The sequence below is a fragment of the Paenibacillus sp. Paensp38 genome, assembly GCF_059491915.1.
In genome coordinates, this window is the sequence record NZ_CP168516.1 from 3,366,381 (window position 1) to 3,381,617 (window position 15,237).

A 15,237-nucleotide genomic window follows, 5' to 3' on the forward strand; every position below is an offset into this window, starting at 1 on the left:
GGATGGATCATCTGGTATTTGAGGTTGGATTGGCTATTGCTCTCATCGCTGCAGCCGGACTTATTTCCTCCAAACTGCGCTTCTCGGTCATCCCTTTTTATATCCTGATCGGAATGGCAGTTGGACCGCATGCGATGGAGCTATGGCATTTTGATTTTCGCTTTATCGAAAGCGCCCCTTTTATTGATTTTATGGGAAGAATCGGAGTGCTGTTTCTTCTCTTCTACTTGGGTCTGGAGTTTTCAGTAGGTCGGTTAATTAAATCAGGCCGCTCCATTGCCGTGGGTGGCACCATTTATATTGGCATCAATTTCACACTGGGGCTGGCTCTTGGCTTCCTGAGCGGCTTTCCTGTAGCAGAAACACTGGTTATCGCCGGAATTACAACCATATCATCCAGTGCTATTGCTGCGAAGGTGCTGGTAGATCTCAAGCGGACTGCCAATGCTGAAACTGAAATGATTTTGGGCATTATTATGTTCGAGGATGTTTTCCTCGCCGTATACATCTCCATCCTCTCCGGATTGGTTCTTAGCGATTCATCCTCGCTCGGGGGTGTACTGCTATCAGCTCTAATCGCGCTTGGCTTTATGCTTGCAGTCATTATTATCGGTCGTAAGGCCGTCCCTCTGTTAAATCGGATTCTCCGTATTCGCTCCAATGAGGTATTCGGACTTGTTGTTTTCGGCTCCCTGTTTCTGGTGGCTGGTTTTTCGGAAACGATTCATGTGGCGGAAGCTATCGGCGCCCTGTTAGTCGGTCTCGTACTGGCCGAAACGGAACATGCCAAACGGATCGAGCATTTAATTGTTCCTTTCCGCGATTTCTTTGGCGCTCTGTTCTTTTTCAGCTTTGGGCTATCCATTGATCCACTGTCCCTAGGAGGAAACGCGATATGGCTTGCGCTGGCAGCAGTCGTTCTCACGTTATTTGGGAACATTTGGGCAGGAATGTTGGCTGGGCGTACGGCCTCCTTATCTCCCAAAGCGTCAGCAAATATCGGCCTGACCATTGTGGCACGGGGTGAATTTTCGATTATCATGGCCAACTTGGGTAAAGAAGGTGGTTTACTTGATATTGTTCAACCTTTTGCAGCCATCTATGTACTCATACTGGCCATTCTTGGACCACTTCTCACAAAGCAGTCAAAACCTATTTTTAATATGTTAAACAAAATATTCAAGTTCAAGGACCCCCGCCTACGAAAAGAAGAAAGTAACTCGGCGTAACTGTAAAGCTGGATACGACAATCCATAGGAGGGAAGGCTATGCCGCACGCTATTAAACATGCCGAAACTCTATGAGGCGGCTTGTGAAGCCCGCTTCAGAAGATGCGAGCAGGTTCCCTGTCTTTTATACGGTGATTGGCGGAATTACGGCATCCGTCGGTCTGGAATTGTTTTTGCATCCGCATGATATGATCGCTGGAGGCGTCACGGGGATCTCCAGACTCATGTCGCTTTATACACAAGAGCATTTTGGGTTATTGCTATTCGTTTTGAACTTGCCACTCATGCTGCTGTATTCTTTATCCACTCACAAACCCATGCTGCTCCGTGCACTACCCGGCTTGTTCGCCTTTTCAGGCTCAGCCATCATTCTTTCGCCTTTTCCGGCAGTGAGCGGCCATCCGGTCGTATGTGCTTTGGGCGGCGGAATCTGTATCGGTCTTGGCGCAGGACTGGCAGCTCGTCACGGTGGTCTGCTTGATTCACTAGGACTTAACGAACCAGGCGATGGCCGTCCATCCACATTGTTGCTAACACACCGCAAGATTCCGTTAATACAGATTGTTATGCTATGTAACGGTCTGCTGCTCATTACAGCTGGCTTTGTGCTAGGCTGGGAGCCAGCTCTATATTCAGCCTTATCCTGCCTCGCCGCCTACGAAACGACCCGGCTGATGTTTACCGGTCTGACGCGTATGGTTTGTGTTGTCAGCAAGAAGCAGCCAACCGTCGAGGATGCTATATATCGCAGGTTGCGTATACACAGCACGCCTGTTGAAGGCTCTGCCCAGATAGAGGGCAAGATCAAAAGCGAATCTGAGGATAAAAAAGAACAAATGGTCATCGTTTACAGCGTTCATCTGTTGGATTTGCAGCGCTTTAAGGCAGTCATCCAAATGGCAGACCCGCAAGCTGAGATCATGTATATGAAACGATGGAAAGCATAGCAAAGTAACACATCAAAAAAACGCTTATCTGCACTAATCTATGTATAACGATTAGTACAGATAGGCGTTTTGTAATGAACACTATATTAACGGATATTAATTCTGCATGATAAAATCATGTTCAATACTGCTGGCACTGTCAAAAGTACGAATAATATCATAACGGGTATTACGCTGTGCCGGAATGTGACCCGTCTCGCGGATCAACTGTAAAATGGATTCAATGTTAACCTTATACGTTGCGCCTGCAGCGGAAACTACGTTTTCCTCAATCATGGTGCTACCAAAATCATCGCAACCGTAGTACAACGATTTTTTACCGATTTCAGGTCCCATAGTTACCCATGAGGATTGAATATGCTTGATGTTATCCAATACAAGACGACTGATCGCAACGGTCTTCAGATATTCCTCCGGCGTCTGACGTTCCTTCTTCAGGTTGGTATTGTCTGGCTGGAAGGTCCAAGGAATAAAGGCCAAAAATCCTTCAGAATTATATTTGTTTTCAATGCATTCGTCCTGAGCATCACGAACACGCAACAAATGCAGCGCACGCTCCTCCATCAACTCGCCAAAGCCAATAACCATCGTAGCAGTCGTGTTCATCCCAACCTTATGAGCCGTTTGCATGACATCCATCCAATCACGCCAAGAGCCTTTGAGACGGCTAATTTTGCGGCGTGTGCGGTCATCCAAAATTTCTCCACCTCCGCCCGGAAGCGAATCCAATCCAGCTTCATGAATGGCGCGGATTGTTTCTTCCATAGAAAGACCAGATTTCTCCTTCATTTTGTGAATTTCAGCTGGCGAGAAGGAGTGCATCGTAATATCGGGAAAACGCTCCTTGATACCTTTCAGCAAATCGGTATAATAACTGAACGGCAGATTCGGGTTCACACCGCCTTGCATTAGAATTTCGGTGCCACCTACTTCCTGCGTTTCCTTGATCTTCTGAAAGATCACCTCATCCGGCAAAACATAACCTTCATCAGAACCTGGTCTACGATAAAAAGCGCAGAAGCGACAGTATACGTCACACACGTTTGTATAGTTAATATTTCGTCCGATAACGAAGGTTTTAACGGGATCGGGATGCATGCGATTCATGACTTTATTCGCCGCATGACCGATTTTTTCTACCTCGTCTGATTCGAACAAAGCAACGGTATCCTCTAAATTCAGGCGTTCGCCGCGTAGGGCTTTATCTAAAATATGGTCGATTACACTCATGGTGTATCCTCCTTCGCTGTCACAGGGCGACGAAATGAACGACAGGACTTATGAACGAGAATGCTTTCACAAACCTGCGTTCGAACCCTGCCGTAATGTATGTTCATGACTAGCCTTGTATGTTGTCTGTGCTATTTAGCATAGTAAAACCTAATGATAATACTAACATATCTTTAGGTAAGGAACCATACTTATTCCCGCTTCTTTCTGCTTTTCACCTAGGAAAACAGGCAACTGCCAAGCTTATCTCAACGTTGCATATAGCCAAAAAATAAGAAAACAGAACTGAAAAGTGTCTTTTTTCACACTGTCGTTCATGTTATTTTATAGAAAACAGCAAGCCTCCTGAAATACTGGAAACTTGCTGTTTAGTACTGTACATATTTGCTCTCAGCGTGAAAACGACAAAGATGCTGCGGATGTGCTAACGCTCTAGCGCAGCGCCTCATCCAGATCACTGATCAGGTCGTCAATATCCTCCAAACCTACGGAGAAACGGAGTAGTCCGTTCGTAATCCCGCGCTCCAATCGTACACTATGGGGCATAGCCGCATGTGACATCATCGCCGGATACGACAAGATGCTTTCCACAGCTCCCAGACTCACCGCTACAATTGGAATACGTACGCGACTGAGGACTTCTTTTGCACGCTCACCAGAACCCACATCAAAAGATATCACTGCACCATAACCGCTGGATTGGCGCTCATGAACTTCACGCCCTGGATGATTCTCCAGACCCGGGTAGTATACCGCCTCAATGTCGTTGCGCTCGTTCAGCCAGTTAGCGAGCTTCGCTGCGCTCTTTTCGCTGTGAGCCATACGAGCCTCCAGTGTCTTCATACCGCGCATGAGCAACCATGACTCCTGCGGAGCCAACACGGTACCCAGTCCATTTTGGAGCTGCTTGATTTGTCTTCCCAACGATTCGGTACGTGCTACCGCAAGTCCTGCCAGCACATCGCTGTGTCCGCCCAGAAACTTGGTCGCACTGTGCAATACAATATCAACTCCCTGCTCAATCGGACGTTGATAATAAGGTGTCATAAAAGTATTATCCAATAACGTTAAAAGCCCGTTGTCCTGTGCCCAAGAAGTTATTCCTGCCACATCGGTAATTTTGAGTGTCGGATTGGACGGAGTTTCCATATATACAGCCCTTGTATTCTCCTGCAACGCCTCTTTCACAAGGTTGAGGTCCGTCATGTCGACGAAGGTCGTTTCGATATTCATTCGTTTCAAAATGGAGGTCAGCAGTCGATATGTTCCTCCATATACGTCCTCGGAAACAATGACATGATCTCCAGCAGACAAGAGCATAAATGTAGTAGAGATGGCCGCCATACCTGATGCAAAGGCAAAACCGCACGCCCCGCCTTCTAATAAAGCGATATAATCCTCCAAAGCTTGTCGTGTCGGATTACCTGAACGGCTATAGTCATGCTGTGGAGGATTAAAAATATCGTGATGGTGGAAGGTAGAAGCTTGATAGATCGGGACGCTCGATGCCCCCGTAACGCTGTCAATTTCAGAGCCAAAATGCAGCAGCTTGGTAGCGAACTTCCGCTCTTTGTTCAGATCCTGCCCGATCCTCCTCGCATCCTCTATCATTGCAGCTCTCCTCCTTCTACTTCTTGACGTGCCGCTTCCAACGCCGAACGTAAATCTTCAATTAGGTCGTCTGTATGCTCAATGCCTACGGAGAAACGCAACAGCCTGTCATCTACCCCGACTGCATCCCGAATTTCTGCTGGTATGTCCGCATGTGTCTGCACAGCGGGATAGGTCATTAACGATTCCACACCGCCGAGACTTTCCGCAAACGCAATGAGCTTAATGTGACGAAGCAAAGGTTCCACATAACGAGCATCCTTTACTTTAAAGGAAAAGATACCCGTATTTCCGCTGGATTGTTTATTTTGAATCTCACGACCTGGATGGCCTTCTAGAGCTGGATAAAATACTTCCGCCACAGCCGGATGCGTCAGTAAATAGTTAGACAGCACTGTTGCATTATGCTCGTGCCGGTCCATACGCAGCGCTAACGTCTTCATGCCCTTCATTAACTGGTAGCAATCGCTTGGGGAAAGCACTGCCCCTATGGAATTGTGCAGGAATGCAATTTCAGCTGATAGCTCTTTGCCTTTGGTTACGATCAACCCTGCCAGCACATCGTTGTGTCCGCCCAAATATTTGGTTGCGCTATGTACCACAATATCCGCGCCCAGTTCCAATGGCCGCTGGAAATATGGCGTTAGCAGCGTATTATCTACAATGGTAAGCAACTGATGTTGTGATGCCCATTTAGCCACCGCTCGAATATCAGTAATCATCATTAACGGATTTGTAGGCGTTTCTATGAATACAGCTTTGGTATTCGGTCGACATGACTGTTCGAGCGCTTCAAGATCGTTCGTATCCACATAACTGGCTGTCACACCAAATTTAGACAAAATACGCTCCAGCAAACGATACGTCCCGCCATACAGATCCAGCGATACTATGAGATGATCTCCCTGTCCAAACAATGCAAATACCGTTTGCAGCGCCGCCATACCTGAGCTGCATGCAAAGCCTGCATCACCCGATTCAAGTGCAGCAGAAGCCTCTTCCAGTACCTTTCGCGTGGGATTGATCGTCCGAATGTAATCAAATCCTGTGCTTTGACCCAGACGGGGATGGCGGAACGCCGTAGATTGGTAAATCGGGTAATTAACAGCCCCGGTTACTGGCTCTTCTACTGAACCGATTTGTGCCAATCTACTTTCGATTTTCCACTTTTTCTCACTCATATGAATCCTCCTGTTAACTTCCATAGTGGGTGCTATAACCAATCCTGCAAAAATGGATGTCAAAGACTATACTGCTGCGCTACTGCAAGGTGATACTCTACAAAGGTAAACTACATGCTCCTTTTTTAAATCTGGGGCCCGATATCATAAGGTGTTTCTTGGTATACATAATAGTTCAGCCAATTCGAGAATAATAAATTGGCGTGCGCCCGCCAAATTGAGGGGGGGGTGCGCTCAGGATCATCATTAGGAAAATAATTTTTGGGGACTTCAATATCCATTCCTTTGGCTACATCGCGGTCGTATTCCCATTTCAGTGAAAGCGGGTCATATTCAGAATGCCCAGTTACAAAAATTTGTTTACCGTCAAGCGTGGCTACGAGGTACACTCCAGCTTCTTCGGATTCGGATAAAACTTCTAATTCGGCGATATGATCAATATCTTCCCGACGAACCTCCGTATGCCTGGAATGAGGAGCATAAAACAGTTCATCAAAGCCGCGTAACAATTTTACTTTAGGTTTAATCACGGTGTGTGGAAATACACCGAAGCATTTGTAGTCGAGCCCATATTTAGGGACATCGAAATGATGGTATAAGCCTGCCTGTGAGGCCCAACAGATATGCATGGTCGAAGTTACATTCGTTTTCGTCCATTCAAAGATTTGCCGGATTTCCTCCCAGTAGTTCACATCCTCAAACTCAAGCTGTTCAACCGGGGCTCCTGTAATGACCATGCCGTCAAAACGACTGTTCTTGATCTCGTCAAACGTTTTATAGAACATGTTCAAATATTCTTGCGATGTATTTTTGGATACATGAGACTTCATATGCACCAGCGTGACATCCACTTGCAACGGCGTATTGCCGACCAGGCGCAACAGTTGGGTTTCCGTCGTTTCCTTTGTAGGCATTAAATTCAAAATGGCGATACGCAACGGACGAATATCCTGATGATAAGCCAAGCTTTCATCCATTACGAAAATATTTTCGCCCTCCAGCACTTCCTTAGCAGGTAATGTGTCTGGGATTTTAATCGGCATGTAAACTCACTCCTTGTTCGGTAAGTTTTGCGAAAATCGTCTTGTTGAGATGCCGGGCATATAATAAAAAGACCTTTCTCTGGTTAGAGAAAGGTCATATTTGTATCCATATGCGCCTCTCTCATCTGTCAGGGCAACGCGCTTTGTACAAAGCGCGCGTCCTGCAAGAATTAGCACCGTGCGATTAAAATCGCCGGTTGCCGGGTATCATCGGGCTAGTCCCTCCACCTGCTCTTGATAAGATTTCGCTATATTCATTTTGGGTTCACAAAGTTCTTGTTGTTCACTTTAATGCATCGGCTGGGCTTCGTCAAGATGGGACTTGCAAATTTGTAACCTGCATTCACATTTTGTCTACCTTTTCCATAGGTTAAATCATATCCCTCCTATCGCTGAAGCTCTTGCCACTACTGTTGATTTTGCCCATGATTTTGCGCTTGAAAGGCCGTAGGCCGAGCGTTATACTATACAAGTGCTATTAGGCAAAAATATGGAGCAGTAGTGCAGACTTGAGTGTTTCCTGCGATACTGTGGCAATCTAAAAAAAGAACATTTGAGAGGTGAATCCGGAATGGAAGGCGACCCGAGTCCGAATAGGCGGCGATCCCTGAACAACAGCATAGGAATGACTTCAGCTTGCCGAAAGACGGGACGCCAGGCTCTGCATGCTCCAAAAGCCTCCGGCTTTTGATGAGAGTGCACGCTTACCCGCACCGGCTAACTGGCTAACTGAGTCCATTCCTTATGCTTAAGGTAAACGTATTTCCGTTACGGCGGAGCATAAGGAGTGACGTATATGAAAATCCGTTTGGTCAACAACGGGGTTTTTACCCCTGTCGAAGAAATTGAAATGGCGCTTACTGCACCGGCAGAAGGTTTTTATTGGATTGATGCCGATGTCGATGATTTGGCAGTGCTCCAGCCTTTATTTTCCATGCATGATCTTGCAGTAGAAGACTGTTTGAGTGAAGAAGAACAGCGTCCGAAGATTGAAATTTATGAAAGCCATTATTTTATCGTTGTAAATAGCATTCGTTTTGATGATGAAGAAATATTTTTGCGAGCTTTGAACATTTTTCTCGGCCGCCATTTTATCATTACGGTGACCAAGCAGAAAATCAATGAGCTTCGTACCCTCAAGCCTATGCTGTGGGAGCAAGAAGTCAGCCAGCCTGACCGTTTTATGTATCTGTTGGTCGACTTAATTGTTGACAACTATTTTCTGGTTGGTGACCGGATTGAGGTCCGCATTGAAAAGCTGGAAGAAGATATTCTAATGCATACGAAAAAGTCGCATTTGAACGAAATCATCGGCTTACGCAGTGAGATTCTGTGGCTGAAAAAAGTGTTGGGCCCGCAAAAAGAAGTCATCAATACCCTGAACAAGCGGGATTTGCGGCTCATCGACGATCAATTGCAAAAATATTTTAGCGACATTTATGAAAATGCTGTGAAAATTTCGGAGACTTTCGAAACTTACCGCGACTTGATGGGTAACCTTCGAGAAGCTTATCAATCCAGTATCGCCAACCGTGCCAATGAAATTATGCGTGTGTTTACAGCAATTACGACCGTATTTATGCCATTGACGGTCATTACCGGAATATATGGGATGAACTTCGATAATATGCCTGAGCTTCATACACGTTATGGCTATTTTGTCGTCATTGGTATTATGGTGGCATTAGGCGTCAGTATGTTCTGTATTTTCCGTAAGAAAGACTGGGTTTAAAAATAAAAGGGGAAAAAGTATCAAATTGGATACTTTTTTCTATTTTCAAGCTTGGTCATAAAAAGCAGCAGCCGTGTCCTGTGAGGAACTGGCTGCTGCTTTTTAGTATGTTGGACCCTGAATATACTTTAATACCCAGCTTTATCCAACTAGTTCTATATTATCCAACATGTCGGCCGGGTACCTGCTGATGACGAAACCGTATACGGATCAGACGCAGACGCTCATAAATCTGATCCAGTCCTGTTTCGGTTGCCTTTTCTTCCCCATACACTTTCAGCATGACGGGCTTGAGCAACGTATCCCCCAACTCTTCATAAGCAGACCAGATAGCTGCCTGCTCCGCCTCAGATACATTCACCAATTCCTTGTGGATCAGCTTGTCCATATCAATACCGTCTCTATCCAAATGCTCCACAGCTTCAATCATCTCTCTACGATGCAAACCTGTCTTCATTCCGATATGCTCCAGTGAAAGACCGTCCGAAATGCCTTCAATAATCGTTCTAGTTAAGCTGAATTTGTTCAGCTCCTGCCTGTACTGGTTCTCTTTTTGCTTGTATAACCATGACAAAAAAACTTCTTCTTCCAGCGTCTCTGTTACCCAGTTCAACGGAAATGGCGTGGTCCGGTCATTTTGTGTCGTAATAGCCAATAGCTCCGTCCCATATTGCGACACCTTACCCTGACCCATACCAGGCAGCTCCAACAGTTCTTCTTCGGTATGGGGAAGATAAACGCTAATGAGTCGAAGCAATCGATTCGTAGTGATAAAATAAGGTGCTTTTCGTTCCGTTGCTGCTTTTTGCCGTCTCCACATCGTCAATTGCTCATACACTTCATCACGTGGAAACAAATCACTGTAGCAATACAGCTTTTGCAGCGTTTGTCCTCGTCCTGATGATCCTTCTTGCTCATGAAATACACCATGGATTAGGGGCCTGTAGCCCTCAGCCATTTTGAGCGCCAGCTCATGACGGTATACATGTAGTAATTCCTGCCACAAGCTGCCCTCATACCAAAGGTCGTCTATACTTTCATCCGGGACATGGTGTGTGCTCCAGCCTGCACTCCATTCCCCTTCATGCTGCCCAATCCATACCTGAGCAAAGTCCTCATAGCCCTGTTCATTCCGTTTGGACAAGCGATTTAAAAATACTATCTCCATGATTTCTTCCTCCCTCATATCGTTGAAAGACAGTCCCGCACAACACAAAAACGCAAAAAAAAGCACCTATCCTGCGTATTCGCAAGAAAGGTGCTTCCCTTTTTGAGCCGTACTATACTGTTGCCTATATAATAACCGTACCTTGGAGTGCCGTCAACCCTAAATTCTAATGATTCAGTTTTTCCTTTGCCAATGCCAGAGCACCGCACAATCCAGCATTATCACCCAATCCTGGAGATACGATATATTGCTCAATACCTGTTGTCAGACTCGAATGCTGCACGTATCCGTTCAAAAGTTTTTGTAGTTTGGTACGAATGAGCGGGAACAATTGGTCTTGCTTCATTACTCCCCCGCCCATAATAATTTTTTGCGGGGACAGGATTAATACATAGCTCATTAAAGCCTGTGCCAGATAGTACGCTTCCATTTCCCAGGCCGGGTGATCGACAGAAAGCTCATGTCCTTTAACCTTCCATCTTTTTTCGAGCGCAGGACCTGCTGCCAGACCCTCCAAACAATCTCCGTGATAAGGACATGTCCCCTCGTAAGTATCTTCTGGGTGACGACGTACCAGAATATGCCCCATTTCCGGGTGAGATAATCCATGTATCAGCTTTCCACCAACCAAAGCACCTGCCCCGATGCCTGTGCCTATCGTGATATACAGACAGTTGTCCAATCCTTTGGCGGCACCCCAAATAGACTCACCAAGTGCTGCTCCATTCACATCCGTATCAAACCCCATAGGCACATCAAAATGCTCTTTCAGTTTACCAATCAGATTGTAATTTCCCCAATGTGGCTTTGGCGTTGTTGTAATATAACCATATGTATCACTACCTTCGATAGGATCAATCGGCCCGAACGATCCTACGCCCAATGCTTCAATGCCCTTGCCTTCAAAAAATGCGATGACATTCTCCATTGTTTCTGCTGGTGTGGTTGTTGGAAAGCTCGCTCGTTCCAGTACCTCTCCACGTTCGTTGCCAATTCCACATACAAATTTGGTACCGCCTGCCTCAATTGCTCCCAATACTGTCATAGTTGCTGTTGTCCCCTTTCGATAATCCGGTTCTCTCTCCACTATATTCACCTGAAATGTACCTGAGGTCAATCCCCTAATCGCAATTGTATATAATCCTTCACAAGACGATATAACTCCGTTAACATAACGGTATACAAATAAGGACACTGACGCATCCAGCCTCAGCATCCCTATATAACTTACTTTACTTAAATTGTCGTACCAAGCCTAATAGCTTCATTATGATCCGGTTGCGACACCCATCAATGTACACAAGCTTTTCATTTCAAGCTGCTCAAACTTGTCTACAATTTGCACGTGATCCAACGTCAGCAGACAACTATCCAAAGCACATGCTACAGGTACACCACAGTGAATTTCAGCGAGTTTGCGTGAAAGATGCAGCATATCCAAATCACTCTCAATTTTTTTGCGGACCGATGGTGTTAATTGATCCAGATTCTCCAGAATGCCCTCAATAGAGTCGTATTCCTGCACCAGCTTGAGTGCCGTTTTCTCACCAATACCTCGTACTCCTGGATAATTATCGCTTGCATCCCCCATCAGGCCTTTAAGGTCCACCACTTGGCGTGGCTTAAGTCCTTTTTCAGTCAGCAGGGTCTCCGGGGTGTATACCATATAATTGCCGTGGCCTTTTTTCATAATAATGACCCGTGTCCGATCATCCACTAATTGAAGTAAATCATGATCTCCCGAGAGAATCATTACATCCATGTCCTCATTTTGCGAATAATGGCGTGCAAGCGTACCGATACAATCATCGGCTTCAAAGCCTTCCGCTCCAATGTTGGGAATGCCGAGGCTGTCCGTCACTTCACGAATCAATGTAAATTGGGGAATCAAATCATCGGGTGCGTCGGCTCGGTTTCCTTTATACGCAGCAAAATGTTCCCCACGGAATGTCGTTCCGCCCATATCCCAGCAACAAATAACATGTGTAGGATTAAACGTTTGGACTGCATCCCAAAAATATCGAATAAAACCATATATGGCGTTCGTTGGCACCCCAGCTTTTGTACGACGGATATAACCGTTTGCGGCGGTTGCATAATAAGCGCGAAATAGCAGGGCCATGCCGTCAACCAGCATTACGGATTGTTCATTGCGTTGTGTCACAGATTGTATTGCTCCCATTCATCATAATATTTAACCCCCACAGTATAACATATCGTGGGGGTAAATTGGGCGTTATTGAGCTCCCCATGTGCCCTCAAATGTTTCCTCTTTGAACCCTACCGTTACTTTGTTACCGTCGGTTACAATCGGGCGTTTGATTAATCTTCCATTTGAGGATAAAAGCGAAATTTGCTCTTCACGGCTCATGTCTCCCAGCTTATCTTTCAGCTTTAACTCTTTGTACACCTCACCGCTAGTATTGAAAAACTTTTTCAGCTCCAGCCCGCTTTTGCGAATCAATTCTTCCAATTCCTCCGGGCCGGGCGGCTGTTCAAAAATAGGAATCAGTTCCGTCTCATGCCCCTTGTTTTGCAGCCATTTCACTGCATTACGGCAGGTACTGCATTTAGAATACTGATATACTTTCAGTTGGCTCATCGCTAGTTTAACCTCCATTTGGTTTTCTCTTAAAAGCTCCTGCATTTCAGCCATATCGTCAGGTAGAGGAGCATAGAACGTCAGCCGCTCCCCGGTTACAGGATGCTCCAAGGACAGCTCTGAAGCATGTAAGGCTTGTCGAGGCATCTTGACATCAAGCTGATCATATCGCTCACGTTGCGCAGCATCATCAGGTGTAATCCGGTACATTTTATCTCCGATCAACGGGCAGCCGATATAAGTCATATGCACTCGAATTTGGTGCGTACGCCCGGATTCCAACTTTAGTCCGATACGGCTTCCCCCGTTCCACACTTCCTCCAGCTTATACAGCGTAAGGGCAGGATAACCATCCGGAGTCACCATACGCAAATGCGGATCATCCGGGTTGCGGTCAATCGGTCCGTCTACCTTACCTTCCTGCAGCTCAGGGCGCCCATGCACCAGAGCCGTATAGCGCTTATCCACCGTTCCCGCAATCATCTGTTCAGAAATATGCTGGTGTACATATGGATTTTTGGCTACGACCAGCACCCCCGTCGTCTCCTGATCAAGACGATGAACAGGACGAAACCGGAACAGCTCCCCCTTGGTCTGCCAATAATGCACAACCCCGTTAGCCAGTGTTCCTGTGTAATGACCATGAGTCGGATGGACAATCATGCCCGCCGCCTTATTCACCACTAACAGATGTTCATCCTCAAACAATATCTCAAAAGGAATGGGTTCAGGTAAAATATCATCAGAACGCTCGCGCTCCATGCGAATTTCTACTCGATCCCCGGATTTCACCTTTACGCTGATGTACACACGCGTCCCGTTCAGCATAATACCTTGCTCGGTCAGCTTGAGTTTGGATATTAACTTTCGAGAAATGTTCATACGTTTTTGTAAAATAGTCTTCAACAGCATGCCCTCCTCCTCCGGAGGGATCGTATATACGATAGGTTCATAGTACAAGCTCATCACAAATTCCCGGTTGCCTCCTTATTTGCGGAACACTTTTTTGCTGCGCACATATTCGACATCGGGTACGCCCTGACGGACATTCGCTGTGCGAGCGACGGCAAAGAAATAATCGGAAAGGCGGTTTAAATACCGACGTACCGCCGGATTGATGTCCGTATGTTTACCTAGTGTAACCGCACGGCGTTCTGCGCGTCGGCAAACCGTACGGCATACATGAAGCGTTGAGGATAATGTGCTACCACCTGGTATAATAAAACGCTCCACCTTCGGATTTTCCTCCTGACATGCATCAATCCAACCTTCCAGACGCTCTGCCAGCTCGTCCTTCACCTTATATTTGCTTTCACTGATTTTAACAAATGCCAAATCCGAACCACAATCAAACAGCTCCTGCTGTATTTCTTCCAATTGAGTCCGAATATCCGCAAACTCTTCCCCTTCGGCAAAGCTGATGGCTTGTCCTACAAAGCTGTTCAGCTCGTCAATTGTTCCGTACGCTTCAACACGATCATCATCTTTGGACACTCGACCGCCGATCACAGAAGTTTGTCCTTCATCACCTGTTCTAGTATAGATTCCCATTCCATTTCATCCCCTTTATCATTCCGTAAGTGCTTTCAGCACCTTGATGGCTTCTTCCTTATTGCTTGTACGAGGCGGAACGGTAGCAAATAATGTTTTGGAGTTATATTTTAGCTCCTTAAACATCTTCATCTGCTCCACCGGAATTCCGAACAAATGAGTTTCCTTGCTCACATCTGTTCCTTCTTCCTCCTGCCCCTTCTTCTTAAATACGCCGCCCTCGAACACGCCCCGGGCATACGTCTTCTTGTCAAAAGCATCATCTAACGGCAGATTCGAACCATTCTGTCCATACAGCTTCATGTCCTCTTCCGGCAAAAGAAACAGATCATGCTCCCCGGCCGCATATTCTACAACCAGCTTCTGCTGGTTATACAGCGGACTGACTGAAATCTCAATAGTCGGAGCCTGTTCGCCCAGCTTATCCTTAAGCTTTTGTGCCAGCTCCTCACGGATGACTGAAGCATCCCCTTTATCCATAATAAAAATGGAGAAGCTGTCCTTGTCCCGTCCCCCACATCCAGCCAATAATACAAGTGTCAGCATTCCGATGATCCACGGCGATAGCCTTTTTAGCCCCGCTCTCATATGTACGCCCCCTCTTCCATGCCATTAATATATCATAAGTTGTGAACGCAAAAAAAGAAGGCTCGACGGCCTTCTTCTTACATTTGGCTGACTTCACACAGTTAAACCTTGCATTCCGTACCATACAGCTTCATATATTCATTGATTTTCAAATCGAGCTTGCAACTGATCTCGATGACAAGATCAGAGGTGAAGGACTGCTCTTTCTGAAACGTCCGCATCATCTCATTGCGCAGGAACAAAATTTCATCTTCCAGAGAAATGTCGTATCCTATTGAACTAGACGAATTAAATCCAACATATGACATGAGCATTCCTCCTACAATTGAAAAATTGAACTTCCTGCTATCGATTT

General features: G+C 46.1%; 14 protein-coding genes, 1 pseudogene and 1 riboswitch. Of the genes and pseudogenes, 3 read left to right on the forward strand and 12 right to left on the reverse strand.

Features of this window, described 5'->3' with window-relative positions; translation table 11 throughout:
• Positions 1 to 2 precede the first annotated feature (2 nt).
• Both ACEN8J_RS14745 and ACEN8J_RS14750 read left to right on the forward strand, forming a co-directional pair.
• Positions 3 to 1,229, forward strand: coding sequence for a cation:proton antiporter (locus ACEN8J_RS14745; RefSeq protein ID WP_023987794.1), 1,227 nt, complete (start codon positions 3 to 5; stop codon positions 1,227 to 1,229).
• An 83-nt stretch (positions 1,230 to 1,312) separates the two neighbouring features.
• Positions 1,313 to 2,176 (forward strand): YitT family protein, encoded by an 864-nt coding sequence (locus ACEN8J_RS14750; RefSeq protein ID WP_029516503.1) that lies wholly within the window; start codon positions 1,313 to 1,315, stop codon positions 2,174 to 2,176.
• A 96-nt stretch (positions 2,177 to 2,272) separates the two neighbouring features.
• Here ACEN8J_RS14750 and mqnC read toward each other — a convergent pair whose 3' ends face one another.
• The 4 genes from mqnC to metA form a co-directional block, all read right to left on the reverse strand.
• Positions 2,273 to 3,406, reverse strand: a complete 1,134-nt coding sequence (gene mqnC / locus ACEN8J_RS14755) for a cyclic dehypoxanthinyl futalosine synthase (protein WP_029516502.1) — start codon at positions 3,404 to 3,406, stop codon at positions 2,273 to 2,275.
• 432 nt (positions 3,407 to 3,838) lie between these two features.
• Positions 3,839 to 5,017, reverse strand: a complete 1,179-nt coding sequence (locus ACEN8J_RS14760) for an aminotransferase class I/II-fold pyridoxal phosphate-dependent enzyme (protein WP_029516501.1) — start codon at positions 5,015 to 5,017, stop codon at positions 3,839 to 3,841.
• Positions 5,014 to 6,198 carry a PLP-dependent transferase gene (locus ACEN8J_RS14765; RefSeq protein WP_341071832.1) on the reverse strand — a complete coding sequence of 395 codons (1,185 nt, stop codon included), beginning with the start codon at positions 6,196 to 6,198 and terminating at the stop codon, positions 5,014 to 5,016. Before ACEN8J_RS14765 ends, ACEN8J_RS14760 begins: the two co-directional genes overlap by 4 nt.
• A 125-nt stretch (positions 6,199 to 6,323) precedes the next feature.
• Positions 6,324 to 7,241, reverse strand: a complete 918-nt coding sequence (gene metA / locus ACEN8J_RS14770; RefSeq protein ID WP_039269776.1) for a homoserine O-acetyltransferase MetA — start codon at positions 7,239 to 7,241, stop codon at positions 6,324 to 6,326.
• A 118-nt stretch (positions 7,242 to 7,359) separates the two neighbouring features.
• Positions 7,360 to 7,485: riboswitch (SAM riboswitch) on the reverse strand.
• Positions 7,486 to 8,037: 552 nt separating this feature from the next.
• Here metA and corA point away from each other — a divergent pair.
• The gene (gene corA / locus ACEN8J_RS14775) at positions 8,038 to 8,973 is read left to right on the forward strand and encodes a magnesium/cobalt transporter CorA (RefSeq protein WP_023987788.1); all 936 of its coding nucleotides are present in this window, start codon (positions 8,038 to 8,040) and stop codon (positions 8,971 to 8,973) included.
• 160 nt (positions 8,974 to 9,133) lie between these two features.
• Here corA and ACEN8J_RS14780 read toward each other — a convergent pair whose 3' ends face one another.
• The 8 genes and pseudogenes from ACEN8J_RS14780 to ACEN8J_RS14815 form a co-directional block, all read right to left on the reverse strand.
• Positions 9,134 to 10,141: an HRDC domain-containing protein gene (locus tag ACEN8J_RS14780; RefSeq protein WP_495593633.1), complete on the reverse strand. Its 1,008-nt coding sequence runs from the start codon at positions 10,139 to 10,141 to the stop codon at positions 9,134 to 9,136.
• Positions 10,142 to 10,307: 166 nt separating this feature from the next.
• On the reverse strand, positions 10,308 to 11,186 hold the full coding sequence (locus ACEN8J_RS14785; RefSeq protein WP_069012832.1) for an ROK family protein: 879 nt from the start codon (positions 11,184 to 11,186) through the stop codon (positions 10,308 to 10,310).
• Positions 11,187 to 11,408: 222 nt separating this feature from the next.
• Complete coding sequence (locus ACEN8J_RS14790) at positions 11,409 to 12,305, reverse strand: 5'-3' exonuclease (RefSeq protein ID WP_080710677.1); 897 nt, start codon at positions 12,303 to 12,305, stop codon at positions 11,409 to 11,411.
• Between the two features lie 72 nt (positions 12,306 to 12,377).
• Complete coding sequence (locus ACEN8J_RS14795; protein ID WP_412178761.1) at positions 12,378 to 12,761, reverse strand: arsenate reductase family protein; 384 nt, start codon at positions 12,759 to 12,761, stop codon at positions 12,378 to 12,380.
• Positions 12,756 to 13,709, reverse strand: a pseudogene (locus tag ACEN8J_RS14800) (RluA family pseudouridine synthase); the annotation flags it as partial. The pseudogene ACEN8J_RS14800 and the gene ACEN8J_RS14795, both read right to left, overlap by 6 nt.
• Before the next feature lie 21 nt (positions 13,710 to 13,730).
• Positions 13,731 to 14,294, reverse strand: coding sequence for a cob(I)yrinic acid a,c-diamide adenosyltransferase (locus ACEN8J_RS14805; protein WP_029516494.1), 564 nt, complete (start codon positions 14,292 to 14,294; stop codon positions 13,731 to 13,733).
• Positions 14,295 to 14,312: 18 nt separating this feature from the next.
• Complete coding sequence (locus ACEN8J_RS14810) at positions 14,313 to 14,882, reverse strand: type 2 periplasmic-binding domain-containing protein (RefSeq protein WP_069012834.1); 570 nt, start codon at positions 14,880 to 14,882, stop codon at positions 14,313 to 14,315.
• 101 nt (positions 14,883 to 14,983) lie between these two features.
• Positions 14,984 to 15,190, reverse strand: a complete 207-nt coding sequence (locus tag ACEN8J_RS14815) for an aspartyl-phosphate phosphatase Spo0E family protein (RefSeq protein WP_069012835.1) — start codon at positions 15,188 to 15,190, stop codon at positions 14,984 to 14,986.
• Positions 15,191 to 15,237: the final 47 nt, after the last annotated feature.

Bases quoted from the DNA above. Each gene is read 5' to 3' on its own strand.
- ACEN8J_RS14745 (WP_023987794.1), top strand. From the start codon at position 3: ATGGATCATCTGGTATTTGAGGTTGGATTGGCTATTGCTCTCATCGCT.
- mqnC (WP_029516502.1), bottom strand. From the start codon at position 3,406: ATGAGTGTAATCGACCATATTTTAGATAAAGCCCTACGCGGCGAACGC.
- ACEN8J_RS14760 (WP_029516501.1), bottom strand. From the start codon at position 5,017: ATGATAGAGGATGCGAGGAGGATCGGGCAGGATCTGAACAAAGAGCGG.
- ACEN8J_RS14765 (WP_341071832.1), bottom strand. From the start codon at position 6,198: ATGAGTGAGAAAAAGTGGAAAATCGAAAGTAGATTGGCACAAATCGGT.
- metA (WP_039269776.1), bottom strand. From the start codon at position 7,241: ATGCCGATTAAAATCCCAGACACATTACCTGCTAAGGAAGTGCTGGAG.
- corA (WP_023987788.1), top strand. From the start codon at position 8,038: ATGAAAATCCGTTTGGTCAACAACGGGGTTTTTACCCCTGTCGAAGAA.
- ACEN8J_RS14780 (WP_495593633.1), bottom strand. From the start codon at position 10,141: ATGGAGATAGTATTTTTAAATCGCTTGTCCAAACGGAATGAACAGGGC.
- ACEN8J_RS14785 (WP_069012832.1), bottom strand. From the start codon at position 11,186: ATGACAGTATTGGGAGCAATTGAGGCAGGCGGTACCAAATTTGTATGT.
- ACEN8J_RS14795 (WP_412178761.1), bottom strand. From the start codon at position 12,761: ATGGAGGTTAAACTAGCGATGAGCCAACTGAAAGTATATCAGTATTCT.
- ACEN8J_RS14805 (WP_029516494.1), bottom strand. From the start codon at position 14,294: ATGGGAATCTATACTAGAACAGGTGATGAAGGACAAACTTCTGTGATC.
- ACEN8J_RS14810 (WP_069012834.1), bottom strand. From the start codon at position 14,882: ATGAGAGCGGGGCTAAAAAGGCTATCGCCGTGGATCATCGGAATGCTG.
- ACEN8J_RS14815 (WP_069012835.1), bottom strand. From the start codon at position 15,190: ATGTCATATGTTGGATTTAATTCGTCTAGTTCAATAGGATACGACATT.